Here is a 21,088-nt window from a genome sequence, read left to right on the forward strand (position 1 = left end):
CAGATTCATTAAGAAATGTCTCTTGAAGTGTCTTAAATTACGATACCATTATATGTAAAAAAGAAAACTATACCGTGTTTATCAACGATATCCTGACAACTTCTATTGATTATATGATTGCATTAAGAACAGTACTACCAAACGCAAAGATAATTAACTTTGAAGATGATGGAGAGGGTGTTTTTAAGGCTGATTTGGTATTTAATGCATTATTCCAGGAGAATACATTGCCACAGGTTAAAGCTGGAGAGAAGTATTATATTTCGGGTAAGACATTTATGTTTTATGAGCCAATTCAAATTAAGGAACATGTAGAAAAGGTCTTTATCTCTTTTGGAGGAGCTGATCCTCAGAATTATTCTGATAGGTTACTTTCGATTATATCTAAGCCTGAATATCAAAAATATTACTTTGTAGTAGTATTGGGAAGAGCCAAATATAATGTCGATGCACTTATGAAGTTTAATAAGTATGAGAACATTGAAGTACTCTATGATGTATCTAATATGCCTGAGCTGATGTCAAGTTGCGATGTAGCTGTGACTTCAAGAGGAAGAACAGGATATGAACTTGCAATACTTGGAATTCCTGCAATTGCAATGGCACAAAACCAGAGAGAAGAAAAGCACGGATTTGTATGTAATGAAAATGGATTTACATATATTGGGTTGAACCCTACTGACGAAATAATTGAAGGCACACTTAAGATGTACCTTGAGTTAACAAAAGAAAGTCGAATGAAATTTCATAATATGCTTCTCAGTCATGATCTTAGAGGTGGACGAAAGCGTGTAATGGGATTGATTAATAACCTATAAAGGTAGAAGGAGAAATAAGAATATGAGAAAAACAAAACCATATATAATTGCCGAAATGGGAGTTAACTTTTATGACACAGCAAAAGAGATGGGGATCTCCCCATTGGAAGCAGCAAAGCTTTATATAGACGAGGCTGCCGAAGTAGGGATTGATTGTGCAAAGTTCCAGTCATACAAGGCAGGAACAATAGTATCTAAGAATTCTCCTGCTTATTGGGATACATCTAAAGAGCCTACTAAGACACAGTATGAGTTGTTTTTGAAGCATGATCATTTTGGTGTGGCGGAGTATAAAGAGCTTTGTGATTATACTCATTCAAAAGGAATGGATTTCACTTCTACTCCGTTTGATTATGCATCTGCTGATTATCTCTATGATATGGTGGATTTTTATAAGATTTCATCGTCTGATCTTTCAAATATTCCGTTTGTTAAGCACATCGGCAGGAAGGGGAAACCAGTTTATATGTCTGTCGGCGCTTCTTATTTATCAGAAGTGGATGAAGCGGTACGTGCCCTTAAAGAAGTCGGTTGTAAGGATATTGTGATTTTCCATTGCGTTCTTTCTTATCCAACAGAACCAAAGAATGCTAATCTGAGAATTATTAAAACACTGAAAAATGATTTCCCGGATGTGAGAGTTGGCTTCAGCGATCATGTCGCTCCGGACGATACAATGATGACTCTTGCTACAGCTTACATGCTTGGTGCAGATGTGATCGAAAAGCATTTTACTCTCGACAAGACCCTTCATGGTAATGATCATTACCATGCAGGCGATCCTCAAGACTTCAAAAAAGCTATTGCAAACTTTATTTGGATTGACACTGTGCTTGGTTCGGCAGAGAAGACGGTTTTAGAGTGTGAACTTGTGCCTAGAAGAGAAGCTAGAAGGTCTCTTGTGCTTACTAGAGATATGCGGGCAGGCGAAGTGATTAAGGAGGAGGATCTTATGCCTAAACGCCCTGGTATAGGTATTTCGCCGAAATTTACAAAAGTAGTAATCGGACGAAAAGTCTTAATGGATTTAAAAGAAGATACTGTGTTGACATGGGAAATGGTATGAATTTGGGAATAGACTAATAGGTGTATTATTATGAAGATTGTAAAATTAAAAGGTGGGTTAGGAAATCAAATGTTCCAATATTCTTTTGCGAAGGCTTTGGAGAAAATGACAAATGATTCAATAAAATTGGACTTATCTTCTTATAATCATTTGGAAAATGATCAAGTTAGAAAACCCAGAATACTAAAATTTAACATATCATTACCAATTGCTACCCAAGAAGATATTGCTAATATATGTTTAATGGAACATGAAAACAGTGGATTAAATTATAAAAGCAAAGCATTGGTAGTTTTTGAAATGCTTTTTAATCATCGTTACTTTTTTGAAATAGATAGAAGCTATAGGAATATTGTCGCATTGCAAAAGTACAATTATTATGATGGTTATTGGCAATCATGGAAACATGTTGAATCTGTAATAGAAGAAGTACGTAAAGATTTTACGCCAAGGGCTGATTTGAATGAAAAGACTAAACGATTCATTGAAGAAGTAGAAAAATGCAATTCTGTGTTCCTTGGAATTAGAAAAGGTGATTATTCACTTGAAGAAAAACACTATGGTTCATATGGTCAAGACTATTTTTCTAATGCTATGAAATATATTGATGAGAAAGTTGAATCGCCAGTTTATTATGTTTTTTCAAACGATATAGAATGGGTCAAAAATAATATTGATTTTCAAAATCGACATGTAATAGTCAGAGAAAATAAGGATGTTGAAAGTGACTTTGAAGAATTGCTCATCATGTCGTCGTGTGTGCATTCTATCATTGTAAACAGTACATTTTATTGGTGGGGAGCTAAATTAAAAGAACATGATGGAAAAATTGTAATTGCTCCTAAGAGGTGGTTTTTCGATAAGAAAAAAATCGATATAGTTCCTCCGCAGTGGATTAAACTGTAATGATGTGAGTTATTTGTGTGTAGTACAACTAAAATAGATGGATGTGGAGGTTCTAATGCACAGGGTTGCAATAGGGGGTAAAAATTTCTGTGTATTGCGACTAAGGATCGCCTCCGCAAGAGGGCTGTCATCGCCGCCAAATTGGTCATACTATCCGCTTTGATCGTACTGCGAGCAGAACCTTGACAAGTGAAATTATCTGTGGACATAAAATAAAAAAATTGACGTGGAGGTTAAAATGAATGTATCATATTTTGACAGACAGACAGACAGACAGACAGACAGACAGACAGACAGACAGACAGACAGAGCGAAACTATACGCTAGACTGTTTTAAAGGTATTCTCATGATTTTGGTTGTGATTCGCCATGTTCTTCAGTACTCGGTTTTAGATGAGGGCGGAATATTGACGAATCTTATCTGGGCTATTCAGATGCCTGGATTTATGCTTGTGTCAGGCTATTTTGTTGCAAGACCAAGTAACAAAATTGGAAAGGCAATTGAGAAAAGCTGTGAACGCTATCTTCTTCCCTTTTTGAGTTGGTGGATTCTAATTTGCGTTTTGCTATTAGGAAGATGCGATAGAAATATTATTACAGGGTTAAACACACTATTTCATAATGTTGATGGTGGCCTATGGTTTTTATGGGTTGTTTTTGCACTGTCAGTTTTGGCAGCATTTGTAAATAGAATCATCTCAAGTAACGAGAAAAAATTCAAAAAAATAGTATTAAGTTTCATAACTTGTTGTGTGTATTTTGGCGTGTTACTAATAGTTGTGGTTTTGTATCGTGATGTTAGTATGTTTGGAATTAAATATATTTTATATTACTCAGTTTTCTATGGTTTTGGTTTTATCCTACGCTGGACAGAGAACGTATGGAAACCGTATTGGCAAAATTTAAAGAATCATGTAGTTTTTATTAGCTTTATTATATTTCTTGCAATAATCTTCAACTATGATTTATACCATTGCGAGGATGGATTGTTATCAATTATGCTGAGATGTATAACTGGTTTTGCTGGAAATCTCGTATTGTATAATACTGTTGAAAGATTTCAAGAAATACTCAGCAAGATTAAATTTCCATGGATTGGAAAATATACATTAGAAATATATGCGACACACATGCTTGTAAACAATTTATTTACTGTTAGCAATAAGAATATTTTTTGGAGTACAGAAGGATTCGTTAACTTTACTGTATCGCTTATTTGTACTTGTGTGTTTACTGTAATTATAATTTCAGTGTTTAAAAGTATTCCACTAGCTAATTTCTTGATGTATGGAAAGCGAGATGAAAAATAACGTTAAGAAGGAGGCTTATTTATAGTAACTGCTTCATAGGTTGTACAGCCAAAAAAGGAGGCAACAACGCCCGGAAAAGGGAAACCGCCAGTCCGGTTTTTCCGGAATAGCGGTTTCACCGCATCGGTATATCCAGGAAGTGAACAATAGTAACGCTTCATCCATGATGTCTGATATGTTGGATATTCGTTTGGTTTATGATGGACGGATAATGAATCAAGCCATTTATCAAATTCAGGTCTTGGTGGGCTGTCTGACTGCACTGTTTGTCTTTCACGATCGTCCTGTCAAAGGAAGTGTTACGATCGCCAGCAGGCCTTGAAAATGCAATTTTCACAGGGACGTTATCCGTCAAATTATCAGTGTTTTCCAGGCAGTATTCCACAGCATTTTGCAGGGAGCCGCCCGACCTGATATCAAATGCTGAACGTGATTTTACTGCTGTCTGGAACACAAGCGCTATAAACCCATAAGGATCTGCCGCATCGTATTTTGACAGCAGCGCATTCTTGGATTCTTAATGTAGTGTGGAAACCTGCGCCAGGCGGTTTGCCATAATCCAAGGAGGTAGCATTATGGCAACTGCGTTAAAAAAAGAAGAACAGGCAACCAAGGTAATCATCCCGTGTTTCATTTCTTTTGTGAACGTGCGGGAGAATAAGAACAGCAATGACAAGTACAGCGAGGACTGTTTTGATGCAGCCTCTTCAACCGAGAATGCACCGCAGACTTTGCGCTGTAAAAAAATCCGCCGCTTCTTTGGCACAGGTCTGTTCCGGAAAATGCTGCAATTGATCTGGCGGATTCTAAATAAACAATGGAAGAAGGGGAGTATAGGATAAGAAGCAGAAAGCTTGCCATTTAGCCACGCCAATGCTAAACTGTCAGTATAATGGATGCAGGATACGCTCCCACGTATCCTGCTCTACACAGTCTGGAGGCATCCCATGAAAACCCCGCTATCACCTCAGCTAAAACCCATCCTCTCCAAAGAAAAAATTGTATACGTATTCGGCTCCGGCTTCTCAACCTCCATTTCAGGCCGCCGCTCAAGCTGGTATCAGTGGATAAATGACGGAATTGAATATATACTGGATCGGGCAGGACAGCAGGAACTTAAAGCGCGCCTTGAATCTGATTCCTCTGCCGCGTCCCTTATCGCAATCGCAGGAGAAGTAATCACTAAGACCAAGGCAGCAGGTACATACGATTCCTGGATGAAAGCATCCATCGAAAGCATGAGCGTGACGAATCGGTCCCTTGCTCAGACGCTCACACTCACAGGACTGACGAGAGATATCATTACGACAACAAATTACGATACGCTTCTGGAATCCGCAATCGGCCTGCATTCGCTTACCTATGAGCAGCCGGACCTGGCGTTTGAGATGATAGATAAAGGAAGAGCGGATTCGGTGCTGCATCTGCACGGCATGTACAGCTCTGCGGCCGGAGTGGATAATATAATCGCCAGCCAGGAGCAGTATGAGGCCATATATAATGATGAGGCGGCTCAGTTCATCCAGCAGCTGCTGGGGACCCGCACACTGATCTTTATTGGCTGCGGACAGACGACGGATGATGTGAATATTTCCCGTTTTATAAAGTTTGCGGGTGAGAAGCTGCATTTGAATGTCCCATATTTCTATTTAAAGCGCAGCTGTGATACGGAGCCGGCGCTTCCGGATAATTTCACAGTGATCGATTACGGCACGGATTATACGGATCTTCCGGATTTCCTGCACGATATGATGATGTACCGCGCAAATGAGTTCATGAACAGAAATCCGATTGTCGGAAGGACAGTATATGAGGATAAGCTGCCGGCAGATGCTTTAAGCGCATTGGGGAAGTATCATTATTCCAATGAACTTCTTTCGTTTGTCGGTCGCCATAAAGAATTAGATGAGCTGGGTCAGTTCCTGTCCGAAGATCAGGCTTTTCTGTGGTGGGCGGTGACGGGACAGGCCGGCGCGGGCAAAAGCAGGCTGGTCCTCGAATTGATGAAACGCCATAAGAATGATTGGTACTCCTTTTTCCTGAATGACAGGGTGACCGTTAACGATGTGAAGTCATATGCGCCGATTATGAATACACTTGTCGCAATCGACTATGTGCAGGGAAGAGAGCAGCAGTATGCGGCCGTGATTGGGTGTCTGGCCGACACTTTTTTGGCTGTGGGGTTTCGGCTGCGCATTTTACTGATTGAGCGGGAGTCCGGCGCCCAAACCGGTTCCTGGACGGAGAATCTGGTAAATTCCTTTGGAATTGCAGACCGCGGCCGTTTCATGGCAGCGCAATACGGAGATTATATTTCGCTTGCGGATCTGGACAGTCAGGCGGTGCTGGATCTGATCGGAGAAGTGTGCATATCTCATAATCTGCCGGCGGACAGGCGCAGAGACCAAACTCTCAAACAGGAGTACTGGAAAAAATTCGAAATGCTGCATTTCCGCCCTTTGTTTGTTCAGCTGTTTGTGGAGGCATGGATTGATAACGGCTGTAACGCACCAGGGTATGACTCATTTGAAGGAGTCCTTGAATATGTGATACTGCGGGAACAGGAACGCTGGTTGTCCGCTTTAAACGGCAGCAGAAAGGTTTGCTCTTCATTAATACGTCTGCTGGTAAGAGCTTCTGCCGGAGGCGGGCTGGCGTTGGGCAGTCTTCCGCAGGAATACGAAGAAGACTGGAATATTGTAAGAATGTATCTTGAGGAAACAACACTGCCAGGGCGTCAGAGGAAAGAGACTGTGATCACATTTTTGTCCGATGTATCCCAGAGCCTGATCCGCAATGACGGAATCATTCAGCCGATGTATCCGGATATTATCCGTGAATATATGTTTATTTATTATCTGGATGAAAAGGACTGTGCGGACGTGGCCGGTGAGCTTTGGAGAAACGCAGGCCGTGCCTTTTCCCTATTCCTTCATAGAGCTTTAAGCGATTTCCGCAACAACCCTCTGTTGATAAAGATTATTGAGAATTCTCCTGATCCATACGGGAATATAGATATTCTGACAGCCAGGCTGGCTCTGCTGGAGCGAACAGCAGTGGCGCCGAACGAAACGAGGGAAGAGCTGCTGCGCCGTGTGGACACGGAGTACTGCTTCTGGCATGGTATGCCCGATGTGTTTAAAGATGAGGACAACGAACAGCAGCTGATGTTTCAGCTCATTAAGTTTCGCGGACTCGCAGCGGCCGCTGTGCAGTATGGCGCGTTATCCTATAAAGACCAGCTGGTCTGCCGCATGCTGGAATGCATGAAAGAAGCAGCAGCAGTGCCGCTCGGCAAGCTTGAGATGATGAAAAGCGTTTTTATAAACGAGCGGATTCAAAAAGCGGCAGCAGCAGGATTTGGCAAATTGGCAGATGAGCTGAAAAAGCTCAATGAGCAGATTATAAACAAAAGCCCGGAGGATGAATATGCCGGTTGTGTGCGTTTGACGGATCTGAATGTTGAGATGATGGGCTGCCTTTTTCAGGGAGAATTCTATGACGCGTACAGGGTACTCAAAAGAATGCAGTCAATGATGGACGAAACAAGTGCTGAACAGATGCGCTTACTTGCAACCAGCTGTTCAAACTTCATCAATATGTCATTTATGACAGGTAAACCGGGATTTATAGAGAAGGGAAACCGGCTGCTGCAATACTGCAATGAGCTTTACAGCAAGGATGCCTCAGTACATGCCCTTTATCTAAGCGGTATCATATATGAACAGCAGTATAATATGATGAATTTGAAAACTGGGCGTGACACCGCCAAACAGATCATTGAGGGCACACTTCATGAACTCGGCAGTCTTGAGCTGAATGAAGAAACCTGCGATGTATGGGCGCTGACGGCCCTTGCATACCTGAATACTGCGGATGATATGAAGGGCGTGGAAAAGCTGCTCGCAGGAACGCAAGAGCGTCTGGACCGTCTTAAGGGCGACGGAAGCTCGCTCGCCCAGGCCTGGATCAGGATGCAGATCTTTATCCATCAAAAAAGAGGCAATCCCGTTCCAAAGGATATCGTAGGCAAAGCGTTTGCCTATGTGATGCGTTATACGGAATCGGAAAATACAAGAAGCGCGTTTGTGGATTTGCTGAACAATTCGGAGGAAAAAAATAACAAAAGCAGATATTTAAACCGTCCGCTGAATACCGCAATCATTCAGGACATGCAATATAATCCGCTGTATTCCGGTGATGCTGCCGAACAGTACCTGCAGCTACGAGGGTATGATTCACCTGACGAAACGCAGTTTTTAGACGAATTGGAAAGAAATGAATTGTACGGGTTGAATCTGCGCCGCCTTTTAAGTTTAGATGACGATGATTCGTCTGGAACCTATGTCAGGCCGCATCCCAAAGTAGGACCCAATGATCCGTGTCCCTGCGGCAGCGGTAAAAAATTCAAAAAATGCTGCCGGGGTACCGGGAAATATGATTAGCAGAAAGCAGTTTCTGACGGAAATGTGCATGAGTGGTGTTCACAAAAAATCACAGTTAGAGAGCTTCCTTGAGATTGAAAAAGAAAGGCGTTTGTGGTAAGATACGGGATGATAGGTGATTTATACCCTGTTGCAGAGATTCACCAAAAACGGCTAGACTTGTGGCGGTAAACCACAATAATTTAGCCAAGAAGGAGCGTGTTTTGAATGGCAGTACACATTCCACTCGGCGTAGAATCGTTCGCTGTGATGCGTGAAAAGAATTACTACTATGTAGATAAAACGAATTTTATAAAGGCACTTTTGAATACACAATTCATGGCCAATTTGATCACAAGACCGAGACGCTTTGGTAAGTCATTGATCATGAGCATGCTGGATGACTTCTTTGACATTTCAAAAGATAGCACGGCACATATTTGAAACCTTAATGAGCGGTGACTCCATTCAGGAGATTGTCTCGGAAGTACTGACCTATGATACATTGACTGCTGATGACAAGAATCTGTGGAGCTTACTCTTTTTAGAAGGCATTGATGAATTTGAAACTGTAGTGTGCTATGGCATCGCATTGCGCATCCCTGTTCTTTTTACAGAGGTAACTAAAATAAATAACATAGGAGAAACATATGAAAATCGCAGTAGCAGGAACCGGATACGTAGGCTTATCCAACGCAGTATTGCTGGCTCAGCACAATCACGTGTATGCGCTGGATATAATTCCGGAAAAAGTAGAAATGATCAATAACAGGAAGTCTCCCATAGTGGATAAGGAGATCGAAGAGTATCTGTCTTCAAAAAGGCTGGACCTCACAGCCACGCTGGATGCAGAGGAAGCGTACGGCGATGCGGATTTTGTCATCATATCCACGCCTACAAATTATGATCCACAGCTCAATTATTTTGACACATCATCCGTGGAGGCCGTGATTGAGCTGGTTATGAAAATCAACCCCAATGCCGTCATGGTCATCAAATCAACGGTTCCGGTGGGATATACAGCTTCTGTAAGGGAAAAATATAACTGTGACAACATCCTGTTCAGCCCGGAATTTTTAAGAGAGGGGCGGGCGCTTTATGATAACCTCTATCCGTCCCGCATCATCGTCGGAGCCCCTCTTACGGACGAACGCCTGCAGAGGGCTGCCCATACCTTTGCGGATCTTTTAAAACAGGGAGCGCTTAAGGAGGAAATCCCGGTTCTGTTTACCAATCCTACGGAAGCGGAGGCGGTGAAGCTGTTTGCCAACACCTATCTGGCGCTTCGCGTATCCTTTTTTAATGAGCTGGATACCTATGCTGAGGTGCGCGGACTGGATACCCGGCAGATCATTGAGGGCGTCGGACTGGATCCCCGTATTGGCACACATTACAACAATCCTTCCTTTGGTTACGGAGGCTACTGCCTCCCTAAGGATACTAAGCAGCTGCTGGCCAATTATGACAATGTGCCGAATAATATCATCGGCGCCATCGTGGATGCCAACCGCACGAGAAAAGACTTTATCGCGGAACGGGTTCTGGAAAAGGCAGGCTATTTCGGCAGTACATCGGACGGCCCGCGCAGGACCGCCGGGCGGGACGGCACGCCCGGCAAAAACTGTATCATCGGCGTATACCGGCTGACCATGAAGTCACATTCCGACAACTTCCGCCAAAGCTCCATCCAGGGGGTAATGAAGAGGATTAAGGCCAAGGGCGCGGAGGTTGTGGTATTTGAGCCGACGCTGACAGAGGAACGTTTCTTTGGCAGCAGGGTGATCCGTGACCTGGATGAGTTTAAGAAGATCAGCGATGTGATCATTGCAAACCGGTACAGCCCGCAGCTTGAGGATGTCATGGATAAAATCTATACCAGAGATCTGTATTTCAGGGACTAATATCCGCATAATTATCACCGCTCGGGCGATACTATTCACTGATAAACTGTTTTTACGCGATTAACAGTGAACAGAGTGCCTGATCGTGCGCTGACCTGTTTAATTTACTATAAATGTATCAGTACATCAGACGTATACATTGGGAGGGGTTAGCAATGAACCGTAAATTGTATTATAATGGCCAGATTCTCACTATGGATGACCGCTATCACAGTCCGGAAGCCGTGCTGACAGAAAACGGCCGGATCATGGCTCTTGGAAGGACGGAAGAGCTGAAAACGATCGGCAGGGATGCGGAACAGGTGGATTTGGAGGGGGCAGCAATGCTGCCCGGTTTTATCGACGGACATTCCCATCTGACTGCTGCAGCTTATCAGCTTTTAATGGTGAACGTCAACCCGTCCCCAACCGGCCGCTGCAACAGTGTGGAAGAACTTGTGGAAGAAGGCATTCGTGCTCTGGCGCAGACCCATCTGGAGGATGGCCAGTGGTTTATGGGGATGGGATACGACAATTCCGTCTATCCGGACGGAAAACATCCCACAAGGGAGGACCTGGATAAAATCAGCCGGGATATTCCTGTATCCATGATGCATGTATCGGGCCATCTCTGCGTGGTAAATACGAAAGCGATGGAACTGCTGGGCTACGGCGGCAGCGGATATGAGGTACCGGAAGGCGGTGTGGTGCAGCCGGACGGCCTGTTAAAAGAACAGGCGTTTCTTGCGCCCCATAAGCAGAAACTCATGCAGGGTCCGGGTCCGGATCAGGTGCTGAAGGCGGTTGGAAGGGCTTCCAGGCTGTATGCGTCCTATGGCATCACCACCGCACAGGATGGCAGAACCACCCGGTCGGATTATGAGTTATTGAAGGCGGCCGGAGCGGCAGGCCTTCTGAAAAATGATGTGATATCCTATATGGCTGTGGATTGCGCCAAAGAGTTTCTTCCCAGACAGTACCCCGCATTAAACGGATATATGAATCATTACCGCCCGGCCGGCTGCAAGATCTACCTGGACGGTTCCCCCCAGGGAAAGACAGCCTGGCTGTCACAGCCCTATCTGGTGCCGCCGGACGGGCAGAACGAGGAGTATCGAGGCTTTCCTGTGATGGAAAGCGAGGATGTATTCCAGGTGATGGAAACCTGCATTAGAAATCACTGGCAGATCAATGTGCACGCCAATGGGGATGAGGCGATCGAACAGATGATCCGCTGCTATACAAAAGCGCTCAAGGCTGTGGAGCATCCGGAGAAGCTCCGTCCCGTAGTCATACATTGCCAGACGGTTCGGGAAGATCAGCTGGACCGCTTGAAAGGTATCGGCATGCTGCCGAGCTTTTTCCTGGATCATGTATATTATTGGGGAGATTATCACTTTGAATCCGTGCTGGGGCCGGAGAGAGCCGAGCGGATCAGTCCCGCCGCTTCTGCGGTAAAGCGAAGTATGTCCTTTACCCTGCATCAGGATTCCCCGGTGGTGCCGCCCAATATCCTGTTTTCCATCCATAACGCGGTGAACCGGAAAACCAAAAACGGCATGGTTCTGGGAGAAGAGCAGCGCGTACCTGTTATCGAAGCGCTGAAGGCCGCTACCGTCTATGCGGCATATCAGATTTTTGAAGAAGAAAACAAGGGCAGTATCACGCCGGGCAAGCTGGCGGATTTTGTGATTCTGGACCAGAATCCGCTGAAGGCGGATAAGGAAACGCTCAAAGACATCAAAGTTTTAAGAACGATTAAAGAGGGAGAGGACATTCTATGAACCAGGTAATTGAAAATATTTTAACCCGAAGAAGCATTCGTTCATTTAAAGACTGGCCGCTGGCGGAGGACGATCTGGAACAGATCGTCCGGGCCGGAATCTACGCACCCAGCGGCATGAACCGGCAGAGCTGGCATTTTTCTGTTCTCACCGGCAAAGATTTGATCCGTAAGCTGGCCAGCGCCATCGGAAAAGAACTGGGCAGGGATGAAAGCTATGATTTCTATAATCCTGCAGCGCTGATCATCTGTTCCAATGAAAGGGATAATTCCAACGGAGAGGCAGATTGTGCCTGCGCCATGGAAAATATCATGCTGGCTGCCCATTCTCTGGGGATCGGTTCCGTATGGATCAACCAGTGCAAGGATACCTGTGATGCGCCCGCTGTGCGGGAGATACTGGACCGATACGCGGTTCCGTCCGGACACAGGGTGTACGGCATGGCTGCGCTGGGATATGCGGCGAAGGATCCGGAGAGCAAGCCCAGGGCGGAAGGCACAGTTACATATCTGAAGGGGTGAAAGACGGTGCCGTGACGGTCAAAACGGGCTTTCACGGCTGCCGATAGAGGAACCGTGAAAACCCGTTTTTTTCGGTCCATAAAATGCGCCGTCTGAACTGTTGCGTATAGTAACTTACAGCGCGGTATGAATGTATAATAGGACTTGACCTTTCTGTTGTTTTGTGGTAATTTAAAATAGTTAGTTCTGGCTAACTTTAAAATGCTGCCTTCATACAGACAGCATTTTATATTCGCTGGTTTATTTTTTGTGCTTGAATTAGCATAAACTAACTTAAAAAGGATTTAATCAGTCTATGTTACATCCATCGCATAAACCTGTACAGCAACTATAAGAAAAGGAGACGGTCATATGAGCATTGTTATTGTAGGCGGAAATGAGAGGATGGAAGGGAAGTACCTGGATATCTGCAGAGAATACGGGTGCAGGGCGAAGGTGTTTACAAAAGAGAAGGGATCCTTAAAAAAGAAACTGGGATGTCCGGATCTGGTGATTCTCTTTACCGGTGCAGTTTCGCATAAGATGGTGATCAGTGCGGCGGCCGAAGCGAAGAAAAACCGCATTCCGGTAGCATGGGCCCATACCAGCAGCGCTTCGGCGCTGCATGCAGTGCTGGCGGAACACTGCGGCTGATTCAGCAGGACTGGCTCCTGTTACGGAGTTGTCACAAAAGCAGCGCATAACTGGGCTGAATTTGATCCTCATAGGGGTTCCTTGACATTCTCGGCCGCTCTTTTTATAATACTTACATTGCTATGTTTAAATGACTGCTATTACATATACGGGAAATCATGTGCGGTTATGATAGAGGAGCGGGATATGACACGGATCATGGTAGTGGAAGATGATGTTTATATAGGTAATATGCTGGAGGAGGTGCTCTGCAAAGAAGGCTATGAAGTGCTGCGCGCCTATTCGGGCACGGAAGCGCTGCTTCTCTTTACAGGTTCCCGGCCGGATCTCATCCTGCTGGATCTGATGCTGCCAGGGCTCTCTGGGGAAGAAGTGCTTCAGCAGCTTCGGGGGATTCCGGTCATAGTGGTCAGCGCCAGGGCGGGTATTGACGATAAGGTGGACCTCCTGCTTGGCGGAGCGGCCGACTACATTACCAAACCGTTTGAACCCAGGGAACTGCTGGCGCGGATTGCTGTTCAGATAAGAAAAAATGTATCCCTGCCGCAAAGCAGCTGCCTGGATTTCGAGCAGCTGCATCTGGATCCGGATACCCGCCAGGTAACAGCCGGTACGAAACAGGTCCATTTGACCAGAACAGAATTTGCCATTTTAAAGCTGCTGATGCAAAATCCAAGCCAGGTGGTCACCAAAACGCAGATTTTGGATCTGATCAGTTTGGATACGCCGGACTGTATGGAGAGCTCGCTGAAGGTTCATATCAGCAACCTGCGCAGAAAGCTGCGTGAGCCGACAAATAAGGATTACATTGAAGCGGTATGGGGAATCGGCTTTAAGCTTAAGAAAGGCGGCTCATGAACTGTCTTAACCGTTTCTTAACCGTTCTCTTAACCTTTTTCTTAACCATGTCATGCTATCATTGGTTCATCAAGCATAAGGAGGCATTGATATGGAGTACATTTTAAGCACGGAAGCGCTTTCAAAACAGTATAAGAATTTCAAAGCGCTCAACGGCCTTACCATGCATGTGGAGAAAGGGGCGATCTATGGGTTTGTCGGCAGAAACGGGGCCGGTAAAACCACGCTGATCCGTTTAATCTGCGGGCTGCAGCAGCCCACTTCCGGAACCTATACGCTCTATGGGATAAAGAATACATCCAAAGAAATACAAGAGGCAAGGCGGCGGATGGGAGCGGTGGTCGAAACCCCATCTCTCTATCAGGACATGACTGCGGAGGAAAACCTCCGTGAGCAGTACCGCATCATCGGGCGCCCGTCCTTTCATGGCATACAGGAGCTGCTCGCCCTGGTGGGGCTCTCCGATACCGGGAGAAAAAAGGTGCGGAATTTTTCTTTGGGAATGCGTCAGCGCCTCGGCATTGCGGTAGCGCTTTCAGGGGATCCTGATTTCCTGGTTCTGGATGAGCCAGCTAACGGCCTGGATCCGCAGGGAATCATAGAGATGAGAGAGCTGATCCTGAAGCTGAACCGGGAGAGGCAGATCACCGTGCTGATCTCCAGCCATATACTGGATGAACTGTCCCGGCTGGCCACTCATTACGGTTTTATAGATCATGGCAGCATCATAAAAGAAATCAGCGCGGATAAACTGGAGGAGGCCTGCCGCAAATGCATGCACATGGAAGTCTCCGATATCCGTGCCCTGATCCGTGTGCTGGATCTAAACAAGATGGAATACACAGTACTTTCCGACACTGCCGCTGAGATTTATGGGGAATGCAATGTGTCCGATCTCATCCTTGCCCTGAAAAACGAGGGCTGCGAAGTCATGAAAATCGCAGAGAGAGATGAGAGCCTGGAGAGCTATTACATCAATCTGATCGGAGGTACTGAAAAATGAGTAAACTGCTGCGTGCTAATTTTGCCCGTTTAATAAAAGACCGGGTCTTCCTTGCAGGCATGGCTGCGATGATCGTGTTTGCGGTGGGAAACTGTATTGCCAATTATATAAATATGGTAAAGTATGAAGAGTCCGTCCGCTTTGACGATGTGTTCTTCGCATCTTATTCAGTGATCGGGATCCTTGTAGCCGCCTTTATTAGCATCTTTATAGGAACGGAGTACGGGGACGGAACACTGCGCAATAAGGTGATCGTGGGATGCCGGCGGACGGATATCTATCTGGCGAATTTTCTCTGCTGTGCGGCGGCAGGGCTGCTCATGAACCTGGCCTATACCGTGATTGCCTGTGCGGTGGGAATCCCTCTGTTCGGCTTCTTTCATTCTGGGATTGCAGCGGTGCTTATTTTTACGCTGGACGGAATACTCATGACGGTGATGACCGCCTCCCTATTTACACTCATGTCCATGCATAACCAGAATAAGGCGCTCTCGGCGGTCATCAATCTGATGTTCATCTTTGTACTGCTGGCTCTTGCCATTTACCTGATGGCGAGGCTTGATGCGCCGGAATTCATAGAAGGCATCACGATTACGGAGGGCGGGATACAGTCCGCTGTGCCCGAACCGAATCCCAAGTATCTTACGCAGGCCCAAAGGGAGGTTTATCAGTTCTTTGCGGATCTGCTGCCTACCGGCCAGAGCATACAGATTGCGGGTTTAAGCGCTCCGCATCCCTGGAGAATGGCGCTATGTGCGGTTATTACCGCGGCCGCGGCCAGCATCGGCGGAGCCCTGGGCTTTCGCCGAAAAGACCTGAAATAAAAAGGATCCCGCGAATGTCTTTGGTTCAATAGAATAAGAAAGCAGAGTAAAATATGGAACGATTGCTTAGCGCAGCGTGTGCATTCCTCCTGGCCGTGACAGCCGTGCTGCTCATGAAAATCTTCAGCCTGCATCGGGCGGCGGATCAAATCGGACGGGAATTCGGGGAAAGGCTGGATACCGATACCAATGTCGGCATCGATATACGGACGGCGGATAAGCATATGCGCCGTCTGGCAGCCCAGCTCGACTGTCAGTTAAAGATATTGCGGAAAGCCCAGATCCGTTATCGTCTCGGAGATCATGAGCTGAAAGAGTCGGTCGCCAACATATCCCACGATCTGCGCACTCCGCTGACAGCCATCATGGGGTATCTGGAGCTCCTTAAGCGGGAACCCTTATCCGATGCGGCAAGGAACTATGCGGATATCATTGAAAACAGGGCGAACGCGCTGAAACATCTGACAGAAGAGCTGTTCTGCTATTCGCTCGCCGTGACGGCAGAGCAGTATGAACAGAGGGAAAACGTAAATATAAACCAGGTTCTTGAAGAGAGTGTGGCAGCCTTTTATGCGTCAATGAACGAACGGGGCATCTGCCCGCGGATACTTATGCCCAGGGTGCGGATTGAAAGGCGGCTGAATCGGGCCGCCCTTTTCCGCATCTTTGAAAATGTGCTTGGAAATGCCGTGAAGTACAGCAGCGGTGATCTGACGATTGAACTTACGGACCAGGGAGTAATCACCTTTACAAACCGCGCGGATGGGATGGATGAAGTGGCGGCGGGCAGGCTGTTTGACCGGTTTTATACGGTAAAAGCCGGCAGCCATTCCACCGGTCTGGGCCTGTCCATCGCCAAAACTCTGACTGAACAGATGGGAGGACAGATATCGGCTGTCTGGCGGGATCAGCGTTTGACGGTGATTCTGAAGCTCTAAGGGCGTGAGTTTACAGCAACTGCCCGAAGGGTGTTGCTTAATTTGGAAAAGTATCCTATAATTATGCGTGTGTTCTGGATTGTACACAGCAACACCAAATATGCGTTTCGCACAAAATGAAAAGGATACAACATGAGAAAATTAGCTTTGTCCGATGAAATACTGTTACAGATTGATAAGCCCGCCCGTTATATCGGAGGCGAGGTCAATACAGTGATGAAGGACCCCGCAAAGGTGGATATCCGTTTTGCCATGTGTTTTCCTGATGTATATGAGATCGGCATGTCCCATCTGGGCATACAGATCCTCTATGATATGTTCAACCGGCATGAAAACATCTGGTGCGAACGGGTCTATTCCCCCTGGACGGATCTGGATAAAATCATGCGCAGCCGGCATATTCCTCTCTTCGCTCTGGAATCGCAGGACCCTGTCAGAGAATTCGACTTTTTAGGGATTACCATACAGTATGAGATGTGCTATACCAATATCCTGCAGGTCCTGGACCTGTCCGAAATCCCCTTGTATTCCTCAGACAGGACGGAGGAAGACCCGATTGTGATCGGAGGCGGCCCCTGCACCTACAATCCGGAACCCCTTGCGGACTTCTTCGACCTCTTTTATATCGGCGAGGGTGAAACCGCTTATGATCAGCTGATGAAGCATTATATAGACAATAAAAAGCGCGGGGGGAGCAGGCAGGATTTCCTTGCTTTGGCCGCCACGGTTCCCGGAATCTACGTGCCTTCTTTTTATGAGACAGAATACAATGAAGACGGTACCATCCGCCGGTTTTATCCCACCCACCCCAACGCGAAACCGACGGTGCGCAAAGAAATCCTGATGAATATGGGGGACCCGGATATCTGTTATCCTGAAAAGCCCGTGGTACCCTTTATAAAAGTAACTCAGGACCGGGTGGTGCTGGAGATCCAGCGGGGCTGCACCCGCGGCTGCCGTTTCTGCCAGGCAGGTATGGTATACCGTCCGGTACGGGAACGGGATCTGGAATTCTTAAAAGACAAAGCCTATAAAATGCTCAAAAACACCGGCCACGAAGAAATTTCCTTAAGCTCCTTAAGCTCCAGCGATTTCACCCACCTGGAAGAGCTGGTCACGTTTCTGATCGAAGAGTTCCATGGCAAGGGCATCAATATATCCCTGCCCTCCTTAAGAATCGATGCGTTTTCCCTGGATGTGATGAAAAAGATCCAGGATGTGCGCAAATCCAGCCTGACCTTCGCTCCGGAAGCGGGAACCCAGAGGCTGCGCGATGTGATTAACAAGGGTCTGACCGAAGAGGTGATCTTAAACGGTGCCGCCCAGGCATTTAAAGGCGGCTGGAATAAGGTAAAGCTATACTTCATGCTGGGGCTCCCTACGGAGACCGAGGAGGATATGGAGGGCATCGCCGTCCTGGCCAACGAAGTGGCGAGAACCTATTTCGATACGATCCCCAGGGAAGAGCGGAAGGGGCAGCGCGTACAGGTCACAGCCAGTTCCTCCTTTTTCATCCCCAAGCCCTTTACCCCCCTGCAGTGGGCGCCCATGTTTGAAAAGGAAGAATATCTGCACAGGGCCCGCATAGTCAACCGCAAATTTAAGGAACAGCTCAATCACAAAAGTCTTAAATACCAGTGGCATGAAGCGGATGTGACTGTGTTAGAGGGCGTGTTCGCCCGTGGAGACAGAAGAACAGCCAGAGTCCTCCTGCGCGCCTATGAACTGGGCTGCCTGTACGATTCCTGGTCCGAGACCTTCGACAATGAGAAATGGATGCAGGCTTTTGCAGACTGCGGCATGGATTACCACTTCTATACGACCAGAGAGCGCAGCCTGGATGAAATCTTCCCGTGGGATTTCATCGATACCGGCGTGACTAAGGACTTCTTAAAGAGAGAGTGGAAGAATGCCATGGAGGGGAAGGTCACGCCCAACTGCCACGAAAGATGTTCCGGCTGCGGCGCGAAATCGTTTGGAGGAGGTGTCTGCTTTGAAGCTGCGAATTAAATTCAGCAAAAAAGAGTATATGAAATTTATCGGCCACCTGGACCTCATGCGTTTTTTCCAGAAGGCCATACGGCGGGCAGACATTGATATCGCATACAGCACGGGCTACAGCCCGCATCAGGTCATGTCTTTTGCCGCCCCTCTGGGAGTCGGGCTGACTTCGGACGGGGAGTATCTGGATATCGAGGTGAACAGCGCGGATTCCTCCGAAGCGATGAAAAGGCGGCTGAATGCTGCACTGCTGACGCATGGGATCGAAGTCGTAAGCGTGCGCCGAATCCCCGATCCGGGATTTGACGCACAGGGCAACGCTTTAAAGGACAGGAGCGCCATGGCGATGGTGGCCGGCGCCGACTATGATCTGGTATTTAAGGAAGGGCATGAACCGAAGGACTGGGACGGGTTCTGTGACGCGTTTGACGCATTCTGCGCATTGGAACAGATCACGGTGTTAAAGGCCACTAAAAAGAGCAGCCTGACAGCCGATATCCGCCCGATGATAAAGAGCTGCCGGCTTGACCGCAAAAGCCGTGTGATTACTATGAGCCTTTCCACAGGAAGCTCCGCCAATTTAAAGCCTGAGCTGGTGATGGAAGCCTTCTATAAAGGCATCGGTTCAGACTGGGACCCTGCGGTGGAATCCTATCAGTATTCCATGCAGATTAACCGCCGCGAAACCTATGCTCTGGGAGAAAACGGGGAATGGATTGCGCTGGAAGCGCTGGGTGAAGTCATTGAATAATACGGTGAGGGACAATAAGCTGATCATAACCAGAAGAGACAGCCGGATCATGACTGCCGTTTTGGAGAGCGGGCGCATCATGGAGCTGATCTTTGATCAGGAAAAGGCAGGGCCGCAGGTCGGAGATGTCTACATCGGCAAGGTAAAAAATATAGTCGGCAATATAAGCGCCGCGTTTATTGAGATCGGGCAGGGCTGCATCTGTTACTGCCCGCTTGAGGAAATACCGGCGGGAACCGTTTCCCGCGGCGGACGCCGTATCGGTGCAGGAGAATGGTCGGACGGCGGCTATAAGCTCTGCGCCGGGGATGAGCTGCCGGTGCAGGTTGTAAGGGAAGCGGTAAAGACTAAAGCTCCGGTGGTGAGCGGACGCATCAACCTGTCCGGCCGCTATGCGGTGCTGATCTATGGCGGGAACCAGATCCATTTTTCCTCCAAAATCAAAAATACCCACTGGAAGGATAAAATCCGTTCCGCTTTTCAGCCGGTTCTTCCGGAAGGGTGCGGAGCGATTATCCGGACAAACGCATTTGAAGCAGAGGAAGAGGATATAAGGCAGGACCTGGAGGGGCTTACGAATCGTATGGATCAGATTCTTCAAAGCTCTCTGTGCCGGACCTGCTACAGCTGCGTCTATGAATCCCTGCCGGCCTATCTCACAACCGCCAGAGATCTGCAGAAGGGCTTCGAAGCGGAAATCGTGACGGATGATGCCGGCATTTACCGGGCTCTGGCGGACGCTGCTGCCAAAGGAATCATAAGCTGCAGCGTTAGGCTGTATGAGGATGAGTCTTATCCGCTTAGCAAGCTGTATTCGCTGGATACGGTTATAAGGGAAGCGCTGGCAAAGAATGTCTGGCTGAAGTCCGGCGGTTATCTGGTAGTGGAGCCTACGGAAGCCCTGACGGTCATCGATGTAAATACCGGCAAGTTTGACGGCAGGAAAAAACAGCAGGAAACCTTCTTAAAGATCAACCTGGAGGCGGCGGAGGAAGCGGCCAGGCAGATGCGCCTTCGCAATATATCCGGCATCGTGCTCATCGATTTCATCGATATGGAGCGGGAGGAAGATAAACGTAAGCTGATGGATGCGCTCACCGCGTGGACACGAAAAGACCGGATCAAAACCACTGTAGTGGATATGACCGGGTTGAATCTGGTAGAAATCACGCGGAAACGTGAGCGGAAGCCCTTGTGGGAACAGGCGGCGGTGAACTGAAAGTCTGCCGTACGCAAACAAAAAAGATACGAAAAGGCAATAAAAAACCTGCAAAATATGAAAATAATGGTTGACGCAGATGCTTGAAAATGGTATTATGATTTAGTGTGCCGCACAATGGGGTTGAAAAGATCCGGAAAGCCGGACACCGA

At 47.0% G+C, this 21,088-nt stretch carries 18 protein-coding genes; all 18 read left to right on the forward strand.

Features of this window, described 5'->3' with window-relative positions:
* The first annotated feature begins 74 nt into the window (after positions 1-74).
* The 18 genes from DWZ56_RS20215 (at position 75) to DWZ56_RS20305 (ending at position 20,936) form a co-directional block, all read left to right on the forward strand.
* Positions 75-818 carry a DUF354 domain-containing protein gene (locus tag DWZ56_RS20215; RefSeq protein WP_199679629.1) on the forward strand — a complete coding sequence of 248 codons (744 nt, stop codon included), beginning with the start codon at positions 75-77 and terminating at the stop codon, positions 816-818.
* Between the two features lie 22 nt (positions 819-840).
* Complete coding sequence (locus DWZ56_RS20220) at positions 841-1,884, forward strand: N-acetylneuraminate synthase family protein (RefSeq protein ID WP_118558417.1); 1,044 nt, start codon at positions 841-843, stop codon at positions 1,882-1,884.
* A gap of 30 nt (positions 1,885-1,914) precedes the next feature.
* Positions 1,915-2,790 carry an alpha-1,2-fucosyltransferase gene (locus DWZ56_RS20225; protein ID WP_118558418.1) on the forward strand — a complete coding sequence of 292 codons (876 nt, stop codon included), beginning with the start codon at positions 1,915-1,917 and terminating at the stop codon, positions 2,788-2,790.
* 242 nt (positions 2,791-3,032) lie between these two features.
* Positions 3,033-4,100 carry an acyltransferase family protein gene (locus tag DWZ56_RS20230; protein WP_118558419.1) on the forward strand — a complete coding sequence of 356 codons (1,068 nt, stop codon included), beginning with the start codon at positions 3,033-3,035 and terminating at the stop codon, positions 4,098-4,100.
* A gap of 575 nt (positions 4,101-4,675) precedes the next feature.
* Positions 4,676-4,942, forward strand: a complete 267-nt coding sequence (locus DWZ56_RS20240) for a hypothetical protein (protein ID WP_118558421.1) — start codon at positions 4,676-4,678, stop codon at positions 4,940-4,942.
* A gap of 105 nt (positions 4,943-5,047) precedes the next feature.
* Entirely contained in the window at positions 5,048-8,545 is a 3,498-nt protein-coding gene (locus DWZ56_RS22800; RefSeq protein ID WP_158584677.1) for an SIR2 family protein, read from the forward strand.
* A gap of 207 nt (positions 8,546-8,752) precedes the next feature.
* Complete coding sequence (locus DWZ56_RS20250) at positions 8,753-8,968, forward strand: AAA family ATPase (RefSeq protein WP_243095391.1); 216 nt, start codon at positions 8,753-8,755, stop codon at positions 8,966-8,968.
* Positions 8,969-9,174: 206 nt separating this feature from the next.
* The gene (locus tag DWZ56_RS20255; RefSeq protein ID WP_118558422.1) at positions 9,175-10,425 is read left to right on the forward strand and encodes a nucleotide sugar dehydrogenase; all 1,251 of its coding nucleotides are present in this window, start codon (positions 9,175-9,177) and stop codon (positions 10,423-10,425) included.
* A 155-nt stretch (positions 10,426-10,580) separates the two neighbouring features.
* On the forward strand, positions 10,581-12,188 hold the full coding sequence (locus tag DWZ56_RS20260; RefSeq protein ID WP_118558423.1) for an amidohydrolase: 1,608 nt from the start codon (positions 10,581-10,583) through the stop codon (positions 12,186-12,188).
* Complete coding sequence (locus DWZ56_RS20265; protein ID WP_118558424.1) at positions 12,185-12,709, forward strand: nitroreductase family protein; 525 nt, start codon at positions 12,185-12,187, stop codon at positions 12,707-12,709. Before DWZ56_RS20260 ends, DWZ56_RS20265 begins: the two co-directional genes overlap by 4 nt.
* 351 nt (positions 12,710-13,060) lie before the next feature.
* Positions 13,061-13,342, forward strand: coding sequence for a DUF2325 domain-containing protein (locus tag DWZ56_RS20270; protein ID WP_118558425.1), 282 nt, complete (start codon positions 13,061-13,063; stop codon positions 13,340-13,342).
* 186 nt (positions 13,343-13,528) lie between these two features.
* The gene (locus tag DWZ56_RS20275) at positions 13,529-14,200 is read left to right on the forward strand and encodes a response regulator transcription factor (protein WP_118558426.1); all 672 of its coding nucleotides are present in this window, start codon (positions 13,529-13,531) and stop codon (positions 14,198-14,200) included.
* A gap of 91 nt (positions 14,201-14,291) precedes the next feature.
* Positions 14,292-15,203 carry an ABC transporter ATP-binding protein gene (locus tag DWZ56_RS20280; protein WP_118558427.1) on the forward strand — a complete coding sequence of 304 codons (912 nt, stop codon included), beginning with the start codon at positions 14,292-14,294 and terminating at the stop codon, positions 15,201-15,203.
* Positions 15,200-16,027 carry an ABC transporter permease gene (locus DWZ56_RS20285; RefSeq protein ID WP_118558428.1) on the forward strand — a complete coding sequence of 276 codons (828 nt, stop codon included), beginning with the start codon at positions 15,200-15,202 and terminating at the stop codon, positions 16,025-16,027. The genes DWZ56_RS20280 and DWZ56_RS20285 overlap by 4 nt, the downstream gene beginning before the upstream one ends.
* 53 nt (positions 16,028-16,080) lie before the next feature.
* Complete coding sequence (locus DWZ56_RS20290; protein WP_118558429.1) at positions 16,081-16,965, forward strand: sensor histidine kinase; 885 nt, start codon at positions 16,081-16,083, stop codon at positions 16,963-16,965.
* Between the two features lie 132 nt (positions 16,966-17,097).
* On the forward strand, positions 17,098-18,975 hold the full coding sequence (locus tag DWZ56_RS20295; RefSeq protein WP_118558430.1) for a TIGR03960 family B12-binding radical SAM protein: 1,878 nt from the start codon (positions 17,098-17,100) through the stop codon (positions 18,973-18,975).
* Positions 18,950-19,717, forward strand: coding sequence for a TIGR03936 family radical SAM-associated protein (locus DWZ56_RS20300; RefSeq protein WP_243095392.1), 768 nt, complete (start codon positions 18,950-18,952; stop codon positions 19,715-19,717). The genes DWZ56_RS20295 and DWZ56_RS20300 overlap by 26 nt, the downstream gene beginning before the upstream one ends.
* Positions 19,701-20,936, forward strand: a complete 1,236-nt coding sequence (locus DWZ56_RS20305) for a ribonuclease E/G (RefSeq protein WP_243095394.1) — start codon at positions 19,701-19,703, stop codon at positions 20,934-20,936. Before DWZ56_RS20300 ends, DWZ56_RS20305 begins: the two co-directional genes overlap by 17 nt.
* Positions 20,937-21,088 lie beyond the last annotated feature (152 nt).

The organism is Lachnotalea sp. AF33-28 (genome assembly GCF_003477885.1).
Classification (GTDB): Bacteria; Bacillota; Clostridia; order Lachnospirales; family Lachnospiraceae; genus AF33-28.

What these genes read in the sequence shown, in the direction of transcription:
- DWZ56_RS20255 (WP_118558422.1), top strand. Translation starts at nt 9,175, where the DNA reads ATGAAAATCGCAGTAGCAGGAACCGGATACGTAGGCTTATCCAACGCA.
- DWZ56_RS20260 (WP_118558423.1), top strand. Translation starts at nt 10,581, where the DNA reads ATGAACCGTAAATTGTATTATAATGGCCAGATTCTCACTATGGATGAC.
- DWZ56_RS20270 (WP_118558425.1), top strand. Translation starts at nt 13,061, where the DNA reads ATGAGCATTGTTATTGTAGGCGGAAATGAGAGGATGGAAGGGAAGTAC.
- DWZ56_RS20275 (WP_118558426.1), top strand. Translation starts at nt 13,529, where the DNA reads ATGACACGGATCATGGTAGTGGAAGATGATGTTTATATAGGTAATATG.
- DWZ56_RS22800 (WP_158584677.1), top strand. Translation starts at nt 5,048, where the DNA reads ATGAAAACCCCGCTATCACCTCAGCTAAAACCCATCCTCTCCAAAGAA.
- DWZ56_RS20220 (WP_118558417.1), top strand. Translation starts at nt 841, where the DNA reads ATGAGAAAAACAAAACCATATATAATTGCCGAAATGGGAGTTAACTTT.
- DWZ56_RS20290 (WP_118558429.1), top strand. Translation starts at nt 16,081, where the DNA reads ATGGAACGATTGCTTAGCGCAGCGTGTGCATTCCTCCTGGCCGTGACA.
- DWZ56_RS20280 (WP_118558427.1), top strand. Translation starts at nt 14,292, where the DNA reads ATGGAGTACATTTTAAGCACGGAAGCGCTTTCAAAACAGTATAAGAAT.
- DWZ56_RS20295 (WP_118558430.1), top strand. Translation starts at nt 17,098, where the DNA reads ATGAGAAAATTAGCTTTGTCCGATGAAATACTGTTACAGATTGATAAG.
- DWZ56_RS20285 (WP_118558428.1), top strand. Translation starts at nt 15,200, where the DNA reads ATGAGTAAACTGCTGCGTGCTAATTTTGCCCGTTTAATAAAAGACCGG.
- DWZ56_RS20250 (WP_243095391.1), top strand. Translation starts at nt 8,753, where the DNA reads ATGGCAGTACACATTCCACTCGGCGTAGAATCGTTCGCTGTGATGCGT.
- DWZ56_RS20265 (WP_118558424.1), top strand. Translation starts at nt 12,185, where the DNA reads ATGAACCAGGTAATTGAAAATATTTTAACCCGAAGAAGCATTCGTTCA.
- DWZ56_RS20230 (WP_118558419.1), top strand. Translation starts at nt 3,033, where the DNA reads ATGTATCATATTTTGACAGACAGACAGACAGACAGACAGACAGACAGA.
- DWZ56_RS20240 (WP_118558421.1), top strand. Translation starts at nt 4,676, where the DNA reads ATGGCAACTGCGTTAAAAAAAGAAGAACAGGCAACCAAGGTAATCATC.
- DWZ56_RS20225 (WP_118558418.1), top strand. Translation starts at nt 1,915, where the DNA reads ATGAAGATTGTAAAATTAAAAGGTGGGTTAGGAAATCAAATGTTCCAA.